Consider the following 15,318-nt stretch of genomic DNA (forward strand, 5'->3'; position numbering starts at 1 on the left):
CTGCTGGCCCACGTCTTCGTAGTCGGCCACCATGCTCTCGAACAGCGCATCGGCGTCGATGCGCAGCGGCGGCTCGGTGGCGCCGTGGAGCGTGCGCGCATAGGTCACGCCTTCGCGCACCAGCGCGTTCATGGCGTCCAGGTCCTGGCGGAATTTCTCGCGGTCGTGCGTGTCGTCCATCAGGTCGGTGCGCAAGCGCATCCGCGTGATGGGCGTCTGCAGGTCGTGCGAGATGGCCGCCAGGATTTCGACGCGCTCCGCCATGTAGCCCGCGATGCGCTGCTGCATGGCGTTGAAGGCGCGCGCCGCGTGCGCCACTTCGGTGGGCCCTTCTTCCGCCAGCGTGCGGCTCTTCAGGTCGGGGCCGAGCTGGTCGGCCGCGGCGGACAGCTGCGCGAGCGGCCGTGTCACCAGCCGCACCGCGACCCAGGCGCACACGGCCAGCACCAGCAGCTGCCCCACCAGCAGCCACATCACCCAGCCCGACACCGGCATGCCCACGCGCATGGCGTGCACGACCACGGACGACCCGTCGCCCAGCCGCACCTCGATCTGCAGGCCTTCGGGCGGCCAGGCCACCTCGCCGACCTTGACGACGGGGAACGGGCGCATCGCATCGACGATGGCCGCGGCAAACTGCTGCGACGCTTCCGAGGCGGGCGCGCCGCCCTGCGCACGGCCGCCCAGCACGAAGCGGTAGTTGCGCCGCGCCAGCTTGTCGAGCCAGCCGGCGCGCTCCGCCGCGGGGAGCCGGTCGAGGATGGCGACCGAACTCGCGATGTCGCGCTCGATGCCGATCATCATCAGCTCGCGAAGCGCCATGTTCCGCTCGTAGCGGATCGCCGCGAAGGTCAGCAGCTGCGCGATCGCCAGGCCCACCACGATGATCAGCGTCACGCGGGCATACAGCGAGCCGGGCAGCAGCCGGCGCCAGCGCGGCGCAGGTCCGGTCGGATTCGCAACGGGGTTCGAGGGAGTGGACATGAACACCTTCGTCGGTAGGCGGCGTGGCGATGCGTCAGCGCAGCGGGCTCACACCAGGTGGATGGCAACGTCGATGTTGCCTCGGGTCGCCTTGGAATAGGGGCAGGTCTGGTGCGCTGCCTCGGTAAGGGCTTGCGCCACCTCGCGGTCCAGGCCCGGCAGGCTCACGTTCAGGCGCGCCTGCAGAAAGTATTCGCCGCCCGCGGTGCCGAGGTCGACTTCGGCATCGACAGTCAGGTCGGGCGGCAGCGCGACCTTCATCTTGCCGGCCGCCTTGCCCATCGCGCCGATGAAGCAGGCCGACCAGCCGGCCGCAAACAGCTGCTCGGGGTTGGTGCCGGTGCCGGCGCTGCCGGGCGACGAGAGCTTGATGTCCAGGCGGCCGTCCGAGCTGCGCGCCTCGCCGTCGCGGCCTCCCGAGGAGGTGCGGGTCTTGCCGGTGTAGAGGACTTTGTCGATGCGGGTCATGAGGGGTTCCTTGGGTGCAGGGTGGTGGAGAAACGGACGGATTGTTGGGCCGCCCTCCCCCTGCCGGATCGCCTTCTGTATGCCTGTGTATCTGCGCCGGAAACCCACACACTACGTTTCAACGGCCGCTGCTGCCGCGCCGCCGGAACGCTACATTGCGGCTGCGGCGCCGTGCCGCCACCGCCCACCCCGCCATGACACCCAAGACCTCCGACCACATCCTCATCGTCGACGACGACCGGGACATCCGCGAACTGCTGACCACCTACCTGGTGAAGAACGGCTTGCGCGTGGTCGCGGTGCCCACCGGGCGCCACATGCGCGCCGCGCTCGAGGCGTCGGGCCCCTTCGACCTGATCATCCTGGACTTGATGCTGCCCGGCGAAGACGGGCTCACGCTGTGCCGCGACCTGCGCACCGGCAAGTACAAGGCCACGCCCATCCTCATGCTGACCGCGCGCAGCGAGGAAGCCGACCGCATCCTGGGCCTGGAGATGGGCGCCGACGACTACCTGGCCAAGCCCTTTTCCGCGCGCGAGCTGCTGGCGCGCATCCGCGCCGTGATGCGGCGCACGCGCATGCTGCCGCCGAACATGGGCGCCGTCGAGCCCTCGCAGAAGCTGGGGTTTGGCGAGTGGCAGGTCGACACGGTGGCGCGCCACCTGATCGACGACGCCGGCGTGATGGTGGCGCTGAGCGGCGCCGAGTACCGGCTGCTGCGCGTGTTCCTCGACCACCCGCAGAAGGTGCTCAGCCGCGACCAGTTGCTGAGCCTGACGCAAGGGCGCGAAGCCGAGCTCTTCGAGCGCTCCATCGACCTGCTCGTGAGCCGGCTGCGCCAGCGCCTGCGCGACGATGCGCGCGAGCCCCGCTACATCAAGACCGTGCGCAGCGAAGGCTACGTGCTCGCTTCGGCGGTCGAAGCGAGAGACTGACCGACGCCACGCTCTGGCACTGGGTCGGGTTGCGCACCTCGTGCGCGAAACCGCCCGCGAAGAACAGCAGTGCGAACCAGAGCTTCTTGAATCCGTGGGAGCGCGTCATGGGGATGTCCTTCGGGCGATGCGTGAGTGGGTGACGGGCGGATTGTTGGCCGCCTTCTCGCCGCGCCACGGGCATTGCGTATGCCTGTGTATCTCCACCTGAAATCGACACACCACGTTTCGCTGAGGCGGCCTCGCGCGCGCCTGCGATTGAAATTTAGTGTGGCCGAAAGCGGCGCGGATACAGAGGCATACACAAGCCGATCAAGAGGCGTACGCCCCGCCGAACAATCGCGCCGTCACCCCCTCCAAACCCAGGAATTTCCATGACCACATCCCTTGTTCTGCTGCGCCGTTCGTTCCTCGGCAAGGCCGCGCTCGGCCTCGCCGCCACGCAGCTCACGTCGATCGTTCCCGCCTTCGCCCAATCCGCCAGCACCGGCAGCACCCGGCGCCTCGAGCCCCTCAAGAGCATCGAAGCCGGCAGCCTGCGCATCGGCTACTACGAGGCCGGCCCGGCCGACGGCGCGCCGGTGATCCTTCTGCATGGCTGGCCCTACGACATCCACATGTTCGTCGACGTTGCACCGCAGCTGGCCGCGGCGGGCTTTCGCGTCATCGTTCCGTACCTGCGCGGCTACGGCACCACGTGCTTCCTGTCGGCGGACACGCCGCGCAACGGGCAGCAGTCGGCGGTGGCCGTCGACATCATCGCGCTGATGGACGCACTGAAGATCCCGTCCGCCACCGTGGCCGGCTGCGACTGGGGCGCGCGCACCGCGTGCATCATGGCCGCGCTGTGGCCCGAGCGCGTGAAGGCGCTGGTGTCGGTCAGCGGCTACCTCATCGGCAGCCAGGAGGCCGGCAAGGCGCCGCTGCCACCGCAGGCCGAGCTGCAGTGGTGGTACCAGTACTACTTCGCGACCGAGCGCGGCCGCGCGGGCTACGAGAAGAACCGCCACGACTTCGCCAAGCTCATCTGGCAGCTCGCCTCGCCGAAGTGGAACTTCGATGCCGCCACCTTCGAGCGCAGCGCCGTGGCCTTCGAGAACCCCGACCACGTGGCGATCACCGTGCACAACTACCGCTGGCGCCTCGGCCTGGCCGACGGCGAGGCGAAGTACCAGGCGCTCGAGAACCGGCTCGCCCAGGCACCGGTGATCGGCGTGCCCACCATCACGCTCGAAGGCGATGCCAACGGGGCGCCGCATCCGGAGCCCAGTGCGTATGCGAAGAAGTTCTCGGGGCGCTACGCGCACCGGCTGGTCAGCGGCGGCATCGGCCACAACCTGCCTCAGGAAGCGCCCGAGGCGTTTGCGAAGGCGGTGATCGACGTGGCGCGCGGGTAAGCCGCGCGCGCCCCACAGTCGGCAGTGAGTGCCTGCGCCTGCACCTGCGCGTTCGCCTGCGGCTCGGCGTCGAAGCGCTCGAACCCGCAGTAGCACAGGAAGTGGCGGTTGGCCGCACGGCCGAACAAGGTCATGCCGAGCTTGCTGGCCAGCTCGTGCCCCATCGCGGTGACGCCGTTGCGCGACACGATGATCGGCACGCCCATGTGGGCCGACTTCATCACCATCTCGCTGGTCAGGCGGCCCGTGGTGTAGAAAACCTTGTCGCCGCCGTCGATGCCATGCACTGCCATCCAGCCGGCAATGGAATCGATGGCGTTGTGCCGCCCGACGTCTTCGACGAACACCAGCATCTCGGTGCCGCGGAACAGTGCGCACCCGTGCACCGAGCCCGCGTGCCGGTGCACGCTGTGGCGCGATTTCATGAGCTCGAGAATGCGCAGCAGCGTGCCCTGCGCGATGCGCGCCGACTGCGCCGTCGGCAGCTGCACGGCGCCGATCTGGGCCATCGCATCGCCGAAGACGGTGCCTTGCCCGCAGCCCGTGGTCACGACCCGGTGCGCGGTTTTTTCAGCGAGGTTGGTGATGCCGGCGTGCGTCTTCACGGCGGCCGCCTCCACGCTCCAGTCGACATCGATGCTCTCGACGTCGCTCGCGCGCTGCACCAGGTTCTGGTTGAGCAGGTAACCCAGCACCAGCAGTTCGGGCGCGGCGCCCAGGGTCATGAGCGTCACGAGCTCGCGCTTGTCGACGAAGACGGTCAACGGCCGCTCCGCCGGGATGTCGATGTCGCGGCGCTCGCCGTGCTGGTCGACGATCTCGATGCGGCGCAGCAGCGGACCGCGCGCCGGGTTCAGGCGCGGCGCGTCGGCGCGCCGGGGCAGCGCCACGGCGTCGAAGGCCAGCGGTTCTTCTTCTGCGCCGTCTGCGTCGTCTGCTTCGTCTTCATCAAGTGGGGCCATGCAGGAATGCTACGCCACCGCGCCGGCGCGGCATGCCCGGGTTTGCGCGTCGGCGATCGAGGGGTACTGCGCGCAGACCCGCGTGCCATCGGCTATGGTTCGGCCCATGCTTTCCTCGGACACCCCCGCGACCGCGCCCACGGGCCGCCCGACGCTCGACGTCGCGGTGGTCATGCGCCGCGAGCGCCTGCATGGCCCGTCGAGCCACTGGCAGCCGTGGCGCTGGACGCTCGACAGCGTGCAGCCCGACGAGCCCGGCTTCGGCACCGAACCGCGCCTGCTGCGCGACGACGGCGGCGCGCAGCAGTGGCTGCACCCCGGCTTCAAGGTCGAGCTGTTCCGCGACGAGGCCGAGGGCTATCACCTCAACGCGATCACGCCGACGCCGTGCTGGTTCGTGCTGTGGCGCATGGACGAGGAAGCGACGCTGTCCACGGAGCCCATTCCGCGCCCGGTCGTCGTCACGCTGAGCTACTACGAGGCCGGGCGCTGGCTCGATGCGCAGGAAACCGTCGAGCAGGTGCCGGCCCCCGCCGAGGTGGTCGACTGGGTGCGCGCCTTCGTCGACGAGCACTACGTGGTCGAGCCCAAGCGCCGCCGGCGGCCCGAGAGCTTCCGGTCGCTGGTCGACCGTTTCGGCAACGCCGCGAGCGTGTCGACCGAGAAAAAACGCGGACGGGGTGCGGGCGATGTCTGAGGGTTTTCTCGGACGCTGGTCGCGCCGCAAGCAGGAGGTGCGCGCGGCCGAGACGGTCGTGGAAGAAAAAGAGAAGGCGTTGCCGACAGATGAACCCGTTCCGGCGCCAGCCCTCGTTGCGGCGCCGGCCCCCCTGCCGCCCGAAGCCGACCCGGACGCCGCGCCGCCGTTGACCCTCGCGGACGTCGATGCGCTGGGCATCGAGTCCGACTACACGCCCTTCCTCACGAAGCAGGTGGCACCCGAGGTCAAGAACGCGGCCTTCCGCAAGCTCTTTACCGATCCGCATTTCAATGTGATGGACGGCCTCGACACCTACGTCGACGACTACTCCCAGTCCACCCCTGTGCCCGAGAGCGTGCTGCGCCAGATGGCCAGCGCCAAATTCCTCAAGCTCTTCGACGAAGAGCCCGAAGACGCCGAAGACATTCCCCCTGAAACCCCCGACGCCACCGAGGCGACGGACGTGGCACAGTCCCAGGATCCCGCAACGCTTCCCAGCCCGCCGGTTGCCGAAATGCAACCCGCCAGCCAAGAAACCGATGACCACCACGCTGATTTGCGACTGCAACCAGACGATGCCGCTCGAGCCGAAGACGCTCGGCGCGGCACTGGCTGAAACCCTCCCGCTGCATTCGTCGCTGTGCCGCCGCGAGGCGACCTCTTTCCAGCGCGCCATCCAGTCCGGCGACGACGTCGTGGTCGCCTGCACCCAGGAAAAACGGCTCTTCGGCGAACTCGCCACGCAGACGCCCAACGCCACCTCGCCGATCCGCTTCATCAACATCCGCGAGACGGGCGGCTGGAGCCGCGACGCCAAGAGCGCGATGCCGAAGATCGCCGCGCTGCTGGCAGCCGCCAGCCTGCCCGAGCCCGACCCGGTCTCGACCGTGACCTACACCAGCAAGGGCCGCCTGCTGATCATCGGCCCGCTCGATGCCGCCGAGCGCGCGGCGGCGCTGGTCGGCGACACGCTCGACGTCACCCTGCTCGCGCAGGGCCCCGGTGCCGCCGGTGGCGCCCAGGCGCGCCGCTGGCCGGTGATTGCCGGGCGCATCGATTCGCTCCAGGGCTGGCTCGGCGCCTTCACGCTGCGCTGGACGCGCGACAACGCGATCGACCTCGACCTGTGCACCCGCTGCAACGCCTGCGTGGTCGCCTGCCCCGAGCAGGCCATCGGTCTGGACTACCAGATCGACAACGCGCGCTGCACCTCGCACCGCGACTGCGAGCGCGCCTGCAGCGTGGCCGGCGCCATCAATTTCAGCCGCGAGGCCCAGGCCCTCGACGCGGCCTTCGACCTCGTGCTCGACCTCAGCACCGCGCCGCAGATCGACTGGCACGCGCCGCCGCAGGGCTACTTCCACCTGCCCGGCGGCGTCGCGCAGGCCGAGGGCCTGCAGACCTTGCTGCGCCTGCGCGAGCTGGTCGGCGAATTCGAAAAGCCCAAGTTCTTCGACTACAAGCAGAAGCTCTGCGCGCACAGCCGCAACGAAGTGGTCGGCTGCAATGCCTGCGTCGACGTGTGCTCGGCCCACGCCGTGAGCAGCGACCCGCAACGCCAGCGCATCGTGGTCAACCCGAACCTGTGCGTCGGCTGCGGCGCCTGCACCACGGTGTGCCCAACGGGCGCGCTGGGCTACACCTACCCACGTGCGCCCGACCAGGGCCTGAAGCTGCGCAAGCTGCTCAGCACCTATGCCACGGCGGGCGGGCGCGATGCCGCGCTGCTGCTGCACAGCCAGGAAGGCGGCCAGGCGCTGCTCGAACAACTCGGGCGCCAGGCGCAGCTGGGCAAGGCGCAGGGCGTGCCGGCGCGCGTGATTCCGGTCGACCTCTTTCATGCGGCCAGCACCGGCATCGACCTGTGGCTCAGCGCGATTTCCTTCGGCGCCTCGCAAGTCGCGGTGCTGTGCACCGGCGAAGAGGCGCCGCAATACCTCGCGGCGCTCAAGCAGCAGATGAACGTGGCGCAGGCGCTGTTGCTGGGTCTGGGCTACACCGGCACGCACTTCCACGTGATCGAGGCCGACGCGCCCACCGTTTTGGATGCGGCGTTGGCCGGCTTGCGCTCGACCACGCAGCGCGTGCCGGCCACCGCGGCGCGCTTCGCCGTCGGCGCCGACAAGCGCGACCGGCTCGAGATGACGCTCGACCACCTCATGGGCGCGGCGCCGGCCCTGCAGACGCCCGCCGAGGCCCCGCTGGCTTTCGCGCTGCCGGCCGGATCGCCGCTCGGCGCCATCGCGGTCGACAAGGACAAGTGCACGCTGTGCCTGGCCTGCGTCAGCGCCTGCCCGTCGGGTGCGCTGCTGGACAGCCAGAGCGCGCCGCAGCTGCGTTTCATCGAGAAGAACTGCGTGCAGTGCGGCCTGTGCGAAATCACCTGCCCCGAAGACGCCGTCTCGCTCGTGCCGCGCCTGCTGGCCGCGCCCGAGCGCAAGCAGCAGGTGCTGCTGAACGAGGCCAAGCCCTGGGCCTGCATCCGCTGCAGCAAACCCTTCGGCACAGAGAAAGCCATCGAGGCCATGCTCGGCAAACTCGCCGGGCATGCGATGTTCCAGGGCGAAGCGCTGGAGCGCCTCAAGATGTGCAGCGACTGCCGCGTCATCGACCTGTACAGCGCCACCAACGAAGTGAAGATCGCCCCGCTATGAGCCAGACCTTTCCCGCCACGTCCGCACTCGACGAGGAGGTGGCCCGGGCCGAGCTCTACGGCCTGCTGGCGCGGCTCTGGTACGCCGCGCCCGATGCCGCGTTGCTCGAAGCCTTCCAGGTCGCGCCCACCGAGGCGCCGGCCGCGGGCGCTTTTCTGGAAGAACCGTGGCGCCAGCTGGTCGGCATCGCGCGCGACACCAGCGCGGCGGCCGCATACGAGGAATACGACGCGCTCTTCGGCGGCATCGGCAAGCCCGAAGTGCTGCTGTTTGGCTCGCATTACCTCAGCGGTTTTCTCAACGACAAGCCGCTCGTGCAGCTGCGCAACGACCTCGACCGGCTGGGCCTGGCGCGCACCGAGACCACCTACGAAACCGAGGACCACATCGCCTGCCTGTTCGAGGTCATGCGCTACCTGATCGCCGGCGAGGACGTGGCGGTGGCCAACCTCACGCAGCAGCAGGCCCTGTTCTCCAAACACATCCAGCCCTGGCTGCCCGCGCTCTGCGATGCGGTGTCGCAGCATCCGCAGGCCCGGTTCTACGCGGCCCTTGCCGTCTTCACGCGCGCGTTCGGCGATGTCGAGGCGCAGGCCTTCGACATGCTGGACTGAAGCGAACGAATGCAAGGGGTATTCAGGTTGCTCACACCTTGTTGCTGGTCTAGTATCCACAAGGCCGACCGGGTTTCCCCTCTCTCGTCGCGCCCAGCCACTCCTGGAGTCAATATGCAGGACAGCCAAAACACCGGCATCAAGCCGGCCTCCCGCCGCGGATTCTTCATCGGTGCCGCCACCGCCGGCGCCGCCGCGGTGGCCGTCACGTCGCTGCCAAACATGGCCGAGACGCCCGTCGCCGCCGTCGTCCCCTCTTTGCCGCCCCCGCCCGAAAACGGCGGCGGCTATTCCCTGAGCGAACACGTCAAGCGCTACTACGCCACCACGTCAGCCTGAGGAGACCCCGTGCTTCTGACCAGAAAATCCCCAGGCACCGCGAGCCAGCGGGCCTCCGACACCTCGCCCTTCGTTCACAGCTTGCGGCGCGGCCTCGCGAACGCCTTGCCGACGATGGACCGCCGCGCCTTCCTGCGGCGCTCCGGCCTCGGCGTCGGTGTGGGCCTGGCGGCCAGCCAGCTCACGCTGATCCAGAAAGCCAAGGCCGCGGACGGCAGGCCCACGGCCATCGGCGCCGGCAAGATCGAGGTGAAGCGCACCGTGTGCTCGCACTGCTCGGTCGGCTGCGCGTCCGACGCCGTGGTCGAGAACGGCGTGTGGGTGCGGCAGGAGCCCGTGTTCGACTCGCCCATCAACCTGGGCGCCCACTGCGCCAAGGGCGCGGCGCTGCGCGAGCACGGCCATGGTGAATACCGCCTGCGCTACCCGATGAAGCTCGTCAACGGCAAGTACGAGCGCATCAGCTGGGACACCGCGCTCGACGAGATCACCGCCAAGCTCAAGGACCTCACCAAGGCCAGCGGGCCCGATGCGATCTACTGGATCGGCTCGAGCAAGCACAGCAACGAGCAGGCCTACCTGCTGCGCAAGTTCGTGAGCTTCTTCGGCAGCAACAACTGCGACCACCAGGCGCGCATCTGCCACTCGACCACGGTCGCGGGCGTGGCGAACACATGGGGCTACGGCGCCATGACCAATTCGTACAACGACATGCGCAATTCGAAGATTGCGATGTACATCGGCTCGAACGCGGCCGAGGCACACCCCGTGAGCATGCTGCACATGCTGCATGCCAAGGAAAACGGCTGCAAGATGATCGTGGTCGACCCGCGCTTCACGCGCACCGCGGCCAAGGCCCACGAGTACGTGCGCATCCGCTCGGGCTCGGACATCGCGTTCCTGTTCGGCATCCTGCACCACATCTTCAAGAACGGCTGGGAAGACAAGCGCTACATCAACGACCGCGTCTACGGCATGGAAGAAGTGCGCGCCGACGTCATGAGCAAATGGACGCCCGACAAGGTCGAAGAGGCCTGCGGCGTGAGCGAAGCCCAGGTGCTGAAGGTCGCGACGATGCTGCACGAGCACCGCCCCGGCACCGTGGTCTGGTGCATGGGCCAGACGCAGCACAGCATCGGCAACGCCATCGTGCGGGCCTCGTGCATCCTGCAGCTGGCGCTGGGCAACGTGGGCAAGTCGGGCGGCGGCACCAACATCTTCCGCGGCCACGACAACGTGCAGGGCGCGACCGACGTCGGCCCCAACCCCGACTCGCTGCCGGGCTACTACGGCCTGGTCGAAGGTTCGTGGAAGCACTTCGCCGCCACCTGGGGCGTCGACTTCGAATGGATCAAGGGCCGCTTCGCATCGCCCGCGATGATGAGCAAGCCCGGCATCACGGTGTCGCGCTGGATCGACGGCGTGCTCGAGAAGAACGAGCTCATCGACCAGGACTCGAACCTGCGCGGCGTCTTCTACTGGGGCCATGCACCCAACTCGCAGACACGCGGCCTCGAGATGAAGCGGGCCATGGACAAGCTCGACCTGCTCGTCGTGGTCGACCCGTACCCGTCGGCCACGGCCGCCATGGCCGCAATGCCCGGCCGGCCCGAAGACGCCAACGCGAACCGCGCGGTGTACCTGCTGCCCGCGTGCACGCAGTTCGAAACCAGCGGCTCGGTCACGGCGTCGAACCGGTCGGTCCAATGGCGCGAGAAGGTCATCGAGCCGCTGTGGGAAAGCCGCACCGACCACATGATCATGCAGCAGTTCGCCGACCGGCTGGGCTTCGGCAAGGAGCTCAGCAAGAACTACAAGATGCAGAAGGTCAAGGGCATGGACGAGCCCGTGCCCGAAGACATCCTGCGAGAAATCAACAAGTCGTGCTGGGCCGTCGGCTACTCGGGCCAGAGCCCCGAGCGGCTGCAGGCGCACATGCGCAACATGGCCGCGTTCGACGTGCGCACGCTCAAGGCCAAGGGCTCCGTCAAGGACAAGGTCAACGGCTACGACATCTCGGGCGACTACTTCGGATTGCCCTGGCCCTGCTACGGCACGCCCGAACTCAAGCACCCCGGCTCGCCGAACCTGTACGACCCGTCCAAGCACGTGATGGACGGCGGCGGCAACTTCCGCGCGAACTTCGGCGTGGAGCGCAACGGCAAGAACCTGCTGGCCGAAGACGGCTCCTACTCGCTGGGCGCCGACATCACCACCGGCTACCCCGAGCTCGACCACCTGCTGCTCAAGAAGCTCGGCTGGTGGGACGAACTCACCGAGGCCGAGAAGCCCAAGGCCGAAGGCAAGAACTGGAAGACCGACAGCTCGGGCGGCATGATCCGCGTGTTCATGAAGAACCACGGCTGCCACCCCTTCGGCAATGCCAAGGCGCGTGCGGTGGTGTGGAACTTTCCCGACGCGATTCCGCAGCACCGCGAGCCGCTCTACGGCACGCGCCCCGACCTCGTCGCCAAGTACCCGACCCACGACGACAAGATGGCTTTCTGGCGCCTGCCCACGCTCTACAAGACGGTGCAGCAGAAGAACATCGCCGACAAGATCGCCGAAAAATTCCCGTACATCATGACCTCGGGCCGGCTCGTGGAATACGAAGGCGGCGGCGAGGAAACGCGCTCCAACCCGTGGCTGGCCGAGCTGCAGCAAGAGATGTTCATCGAGATCAACCCGAAGGTCGCGGCCGAGAAGAACATCCGCAACGGCGAGCGCGCCTGGGTGCACACGCCCACGGGCGCCAAGCTCAATGTGCAGGCCCTCGTCACCGAGCGCGTCGGGCCCGACACGGTGTTCATGCCCTTCCACTTCTCGGGCCGCTGGCAGGGTGAAGACCTGCTGGCCTATTACCCGAAGGGCGCGGCGCCCATCGTGCGCGGCGAGGCCATCAACACCGGCACCACCTACGGCTACGACAGCGTCACCATGATGCAAGAGACCAAGACCACGGTCTGCAACATCGAGAAAGCATAAGGAATCACCATGGCAAGAATGAAGTTCGTCTGCGATTCCGAGCGCTGCATCGAGTGCAACGGCTGCGTCACGGCCTGCAAGAACGAGAACGAGGTGCCCTGGGGCGTGAACCGCCGCCGCGTGGTCACGCTCAATGACGGCCTGCCCGGCGAAAAATCGATCTCGGTGGCCTGCATGCATTGCTCCGACGCGCCCTGCATGGCGGTGTGCCCCGTGCAATGCTTCTACCGCACCGACGAAGGCGTGGTGCTGCACGACAAGGACGTGTGCATCGGCTGCGGCTACTGCTCGTACGCCTGCCCCTTCGGTGCGCCGCAGTTCCCGTCGCAAGGCACCTTCGGCGCACGCGGCAAGATGGACAAGTGCACCTTCTGCGCCGGCGGCCCCGAAGCCAACGGCTCCGAAGCCGAGTTCGAAAAGTACGGCCGCAACCGCCTGGCCGAAGGCAAGCTGCCGGCCTGCGCCGAGATGTGCTCGACCAAGGCGCTGCTGGCCGGCGACGGCGACGTGGTGGCCGACATCTTCCGCACCCGCGTCGTGCACCGCGGCACGGGCGCCGAAGTCTGGGGCTGGGGCACGGCCTACGGCTCGCAGCAGGCCGGCACGCCGCCCACCGGAGGCACCAAGTGAAGCGCGCGGTCGTGATGCTCGTCGCGCTCGCTTCGGGCGCGATGCTGCTGGCGGCCTGCAGCGAGAAGCCGCAGACGAACGCCGAGGGCGTCAAGTACGACGCCGTGCCCTGGAGCGGCACCGGCACGCAGGCCAACACCGGCACGGTCTTCACCGCGCCCGGCTGGAAGGTGGGCGACAAGGCGTCGTGGGAGCAGCAGATCAAGACGCGCTCCAACGGCCAGAACGAGTACACCCGAACGAACTGAACCGGAGGCCGCATGAGCGTCACCATTCGCACGAGGCAGGCGTTCCACGCGCTGCTGGCGACCGCGCTCCTGGGCTGTGCAGCCGGGGCGCTGGCCCAGGAGGCCAGCCCGGCCCCGGCCGCGAGCGGCGCTGTCACCGCCTCGCCCGCGCCCGCTGCGCCTGCCACGGCCGCACCGGCACCGAAGGCCGAGGGCGGCATCCGCAGCCAGAACATCTTCGACGTCAAGCCCGAAGCCAGCGCCGACCCCAACTACCTCAACCAGACCAACGGCGAGCGCAACAAGGTGCAGCCCGGCAACAACGCGCCGATGTGGCGCCAGGTGAGCGGCGGTGTCACCGGCTACAGCAGCCTGCCCGTGAGCGAGGCGCCCGAGGCCGGCAACCTGATCCAGCGCTTCGTGCAGTACCCGGGTTCGCGCTTCACCAACGCCGGCGAAGCCTGGCGGCAGGTGCGCAACGACTGGATCATTCCGTACGGCGCGGCATTGCTCTTCGTCACGCTGCTGGCGCTGGCGATCTTCTATTTCACGCGCGGACCGATCCGCCTGCACGGCGAGGAAACGGGCCGCAAGATCGAGCGCTTCACGCCGTTCGAGCGCGCCACGCACTGGTCGAACGCCCTGGCCTTCGTCACGCTCGCGATCTCGGGCATCGTGATGGCCTTCGGCAAGTTCTTCCTGCTGCCGGTGCTCGGCAGCGCGCTGTTCGGCTGGCTCGCCTACGTGCTCAAGACCGTGCACAACTTCGTCGGGCCGCTGTTCGTGGTGACCACGCTGTTCATGGTCTTCACCTTCATCCGCAGCAACTGGCCGAGCAAGGACGACTTCACCTGGCTGCGGCAAGGCGGCGGCCTGTTCGGCGGCAAGGAGCCTGCGTCGCACCGCTTCAACGCGGGCGAGAAGGCGGTGTTCTGGGGCGGCGTGCTGTTCCTGGGCAGCATCGTCATCGCCTCCGGCCTGTTCCTCGACAAGCTGCTGCCCGGCTTCGTCTACACGCGCGGCGAGATGCAGGTCGCGCACATGGTGCATGCCGTGGCCACGCTGCTCATGATGGCGATGATCATGGGCCACATCTACATCGGCACGCTGGGCATGGCCGGCGCCTACAAGGCGATGCGCGAAGGCTATGTCGACGAGACCTGGGCGCGCGAGCACCACCGCCTCTGGTACGACGACATCGAGGCCGGCAAGATCCCCGCGCAGCGCTCGCAGCCCGCCGGCGCTCCGGAGCCTGCACGGCCGGTGACGGCGCAAGGAACTTCTGTATGAAGCACACGTTGACCCTTCTGTGCACGCTGGCTGCAGCGTCCGCGTTCGCCAAGCTCCCGCCGCTCGGGCCGGAAGCGCAGGCCAAGGCCGCCGAGACCGCGGCCCGCACCGCGTGGAGCGCCAAGACCGACGGCTACCTGCTGTGCAAGTCGCAGGACCAGGTCGCTGCCAAGTACCGCGCCAGCGCCGAGGCCGCGGGCAAGCCGGCACCGGCCGCAGTGGCCACGCCGCCCTGCGTGGACCCCGGCCCTTACGCCGCGGCACCCAAGCCCGAGGTCAAGCCCATCGAGGCATCGGGCGCTCACTCCCCGGCCCCCACGGCCGCGTCGCCGCCGAGTTCGAACCAGACCTCGGCGCAGACGAACCCCGCGCCCAAGAAGTAGGTCGGCAGCGCACCGCACCTGCGCGGGCGCGACCAAAGAAAGAAAGTCTGAAATGGCTCGCCGGCAAGCGCCGGCGTGGCCGCTTTCGGCGTGCGACCGGGTGTTGTGCCTGACAACGCTGGCCACATCCAACTTCTATACTGGCCCCGATGCCTCCACCCGAACGAACTGCCTCGACCGATGTGCGCATGCGCGGCTTCACGCAGCGCGCCGAGGTGCCCACCGCCCTCGCCTGGATCGATGCCCATACGCCCCTGCTGCCCGGTGAATCCGTGGCGGTCGACGAGGCCACGGGGCGGGTGCTGCTGCAGGAGGTGATCGCCCCCATCGCGGTGCCCGAATTCGATCGCGCGGCCATGGACGGCTATGCACTGCGCGGCGGTGACACCACCGGCGCCGGCGAATACAACCCGCTGGAATTTCCGATCGTGGGCCACGCCTGGCCCGGCCGGCCTTTCGAGGGCGAGGTGCCCGCGGGCGCTGCGGTCCGCATCATGACCGGCGCCCCGGTGCCGCAAGGGATCGACGCCGTGGTGCCCGCCGAATACGCGAGCGAGCAGGACGGGCGCCTGGCCATCACACGGGCCGTCGCACCGGGCCAGCATGTGGGCCACATCGGCGAAGACATCGCGCGCGGCAGCACGGCGCTGCCCGCGGGCCGCCGGCTGCGTCCGCAGGATGCAGGGCTGGCGGCGTCGCTGGGCCTGGCGCAGTTGCAGGTGGTGCGCCGGCCTCGCGTGCGGCTGCTCG

At 68.7% G+C, this 15,318-nt stretch carries 15 protein-coding genes and 1 pseudogene; 13 read left to right on the forward strand and 3 right to left on the reverse strand.

The features are described from left to right. Positions 1-984 (reverse strand): HAMP domain-containing protein (locus AAG801_RS32475; protein WP_341892111.1); only part of this gene is annotated, 984 nt, incomplete at its 3' end. Between the two features lie 48 nt (positions 985-1,032). Then, positions 1,033-1,452 carry an organic hydroperoxide resistance protein gene (locus AAG801_RS32480; protein WP_192195879.1) on the reverse strand — a complete coding sequence of 140 codons (420 nt, stop codon included), beginning with the start codon at positions 1,450-1,452 and terminating at the stop codon, positions 1,033-1,035. A 194-nt stretch (positions 1,453-1,646) separates the two neighbouring features. Between AAG801_RS32480 and AAG801_RS32485 the strand changes: the two genes are divergently transcribed. Further along, on the forward strand, positions 1,647-2,387 hold the full coding sequence (locus AAG801_RS32485; RefSeq protein ID WP_192195878.1) for a response regulator: 741 nt from the start codon (positions 1,647-1,649) through the stop codon (positions 2,385-2,387). 374 nt (positions 2,388-2,761) lie between these two features. Further along, complete coding sequence (locus AAG801_RS32490) at positions 2,762-3,784, forward strand: alpha/beta hydrolase (RefSeq protein WP_341892112.1); 1,023 nt, start codon at positions 2,762-2,764, stop codon at positions 3,782-3,784. On the opposite strand, the gene AAG801_RS32495 is transcribed toward AAG801_RS32490, so the two are convergent. Next, positions 3,730-4,746 (reverse strand): formate dehydrogenase accessory sulfurtransferase FdhD, encoded by a 1,017-nt coding sequence (locus tag AAG801_RS32495; protein ID WP_341892113.1) that lies wholly within the window; start codon positions 4,744-4,746, stop codon positions 3,730-3,732. The two genes, AAG801_RS32490 and AAG801_RS32495, sit on opposite strands and share 55 nt — an antisense overlap. 106 nt (positions 4,747-4,852) lie before the next feature. Between AAG801_RS32495 and AAG801_RS32500 the strand changes: the two genes are divergently transcribed. From AAG801_RS32500 to AAG801_RS32550, 11 genes and pseudogenes are all read left to right on the forward strand, one after another. After that, the gene (locus tag AAG801_RS32500) at positions 4,853-5,443 is read left to right on the forward strand and encodes a DUF3305 domain-containing protein (protein WP_341892114.1); all 591 of its coding nucleotides are present in this window, start codon (positions 4,853-4,855) and stop codon (positions 5,441-5,443) included. After that, a complete protein-coding gene (locus AAG801_RS32505) occupies positions 5,436-6,062 on the forward strand; it encodes a DUF3306 domain-containing protein (protein WP_341892115.1) in 627 nt (208 codons plus the stop codon). The genes AAG801_RS32500 and AAG801_RS32505 overlap by 8 nt, the downstream gene beginning before the upstream one ends. Next, positions 6,022-8,100, forward strand: coding sequence for a 4Fe-4S binding protein (locus AAG801_RS32510; RefSeq protein ID WP_341892121.1), 2,079 nt, complete (start codon positions 6,022-6,024; stop codon positions 8,098-8,100). Before AAG801_RS32505 ends, AAG801_RS32510 begins: the two co-directional genes overlap by 41 nt. Beyond that, positions 8,097-8,714, forward strand: a complete 618-nt coding sequence (locus AAG801_RS32515; protein WP_341892116.1) for a molecular chaperone TorD family protein — start codon at positions 8,097-8,099, stop codon at positions 8,712-8,714. The genes AAG801_RS32510 and AAG801_RS32515 overlap by 4 nt, the downstream gene beginning before the upstream one ends. 114 nt (positions 8,715-8,828) lie before the next feature. After that, positions 8,829-9,053: a formate dehydrogenase gene (locus AAG801_RS32520; protein ID WP_341892117.1), complete on the forward strand. Its 225-nt coding sequence runs from the start codon at positions 8,829-8,831 to the stop codon at positions 9,051-9,053. Between the two features lie 9 nt (positions 9,054-9,062). Beyond that, positions 9,063-12,038, forward strand: coding sequence for a formate dehydrogenase subunit alpha (locus tag AAG801_RS32525; protein ID WP_341892118.1), 2,976 nt, complete (start codon positions 9,063-9,065; stop codon positions 12,036-12,038). A 9-nt stretch (positions 12,039-12,047) separates the two neighbouring features. Continuing rightward, on the forward strand, positions 12,048-12,668 hold the full coding sequence (fdh3B, locus tag AAG801_RS32530; RefSeq protein WP_062470938.1) for a formate dehydrogenase FDH3 subunit beta: 621 nt from the start codon (positions 12,048-12,050) through the stop codon (positions 12,666-12,668). Then, positions 12,665-12,916 carry a hypothetical protein gene (locus AAG801_RS32535; RefSeq protein ID WP_341892119.1) on the forward strand — a complete coding sequence of 84 codons (252 nt, stop codon included), beginning with the start codon at positions 12,665-12,667 and terminating at the stop codon, positions 12,914-12,916. The genes fdh3B and AAG801_RS32535 overlap by 4 nt, the downstream gene beginning before the upstream one ends. Before the next feature lie 12 nt (positions 12,917-12,928). After that, positions 12,929-14,185, forward strand: a complete 1,257-nt coding sequence (locus AAG801_RS32540) for a formate dehydrogenase subunit gamma (RefSeq protein ID WP_341892120.1) — start codon at positions 12,929-12,931, stop codon at positions 14,183-14,185. Further along, entirely contained in the window at positions 14,182-14,568 is a 387-nt protein-coding gene (locus AAG801_RS32545) for a hypothetical protein (RefSeq protein WP_101492006.1), read from the forward strand. Before AAG801_RS32540 ends, AAG801_RS32545 begins: the two co-directional genes overlap by 4 nt. Before the next feature lie 149 nt (positions 14,569-14,717). Next, a pseudogene (locus AAG801_RS32550) lies at positions 14,718-15,318 on the forward strand (molybdopterin molybdenumtransferase MoeA); the annotation flags it as partial.

The organism is Variovorax sp. YR752, from assembly GCF_943372545.1.

What these genes read in the sequence shown, in the direction of transcription:
- AAG801_RS32545 (WP_101492006.1), top strand. Translation starts at nt 14,182, where the DNA reads ATGAAGCACACGTTGACCCTTCTGTGCACGCTGGCTGCAGCGTCCGCG.
- AAG801_RS32495 (WP_341892113.1), bottom strand. Translation starts at nt 4,746, where the DNA reads ATGGCCCCACTTGATGAAGACGAAGCAGACGACGCAGACGGCGCAGAA.
- AAG801_RS32520 (WP_341892117.1), top strand. Translation starts at nt 8,829, where the DNA reads ATGCAGGACAGCCAAAACACCGGCATCAAGCCGGCCTCCCGCCGCGGA.
- AAG801_RS32510 (WP_341892121.1), top strand. Translation starts at nt 6,022, where the DNA reads ATGCCGCTCGAGCCGAAGACGCTCGGCGCGGCACTGGCTGAAACCCTC.
- AAG801_RS32540 (WP_341892120.1), top strand. Translation starts at nt 12,929, where the DNA reads ATGAGCGTCACCATTCGCACGAGGCAGGCGTTCCACGCGCTGCTGGCG.
- AAG801_RS32505 (WP_341892115.1), top strand. Translation starts at nt 5,436, where the DNA reads ATGTCTGAGGGTTTTCTCGGACGCTGGTCGCGCCGCAAGCAGGAGGTG.
- AAG801_RS32500 (WP_341892114.1), top strand. Translation starts at nt 4,853, where the DNA reads ATGCTTTCCTCGGACACCCCCGCGACCGCGCCCACGGGCCGCCCGACG.
- AAG801_RS32480 (WP_192195879.1), bottom strand. Translation starts at nt 1,452, where the DNA reads ATGACCCGCATCGACAAAGTCCTCTACACCGGCAAGACCCGCACCTCC.
- AAG801_RS32515 (WP_341892116.1), top strand. Translation starts at nt 8,097, where the DNA reads ATGAGCCAGACCTTTCCCGCCACGTCCGCACTCGACGAGGAGGTGGCC.
- fdh3B (WP_062470938.1), top strand. Translation starts at nt 12,048, where the DNA reads ATGGCAAGAATGAAGTTCGTCTGCGATTCCGAGCGCTGCATCGAGTGC.
- AAG801_RS32490 (WP_341892112.1), top strand. Translation starts at nt 2,762, where the DNA reads ATGACCACATCCCTTGTTCTGCTGCGCCGTTCGTTCCTCGGCAAGGCC.
- AAG801_RS32485 (WP_192195878.1), top strand. Translation starts at nt 1,647, where the DNA reads ATGACACCCAAGACCTCCGACCACATCCTCATCGTCGACGACGACCGG.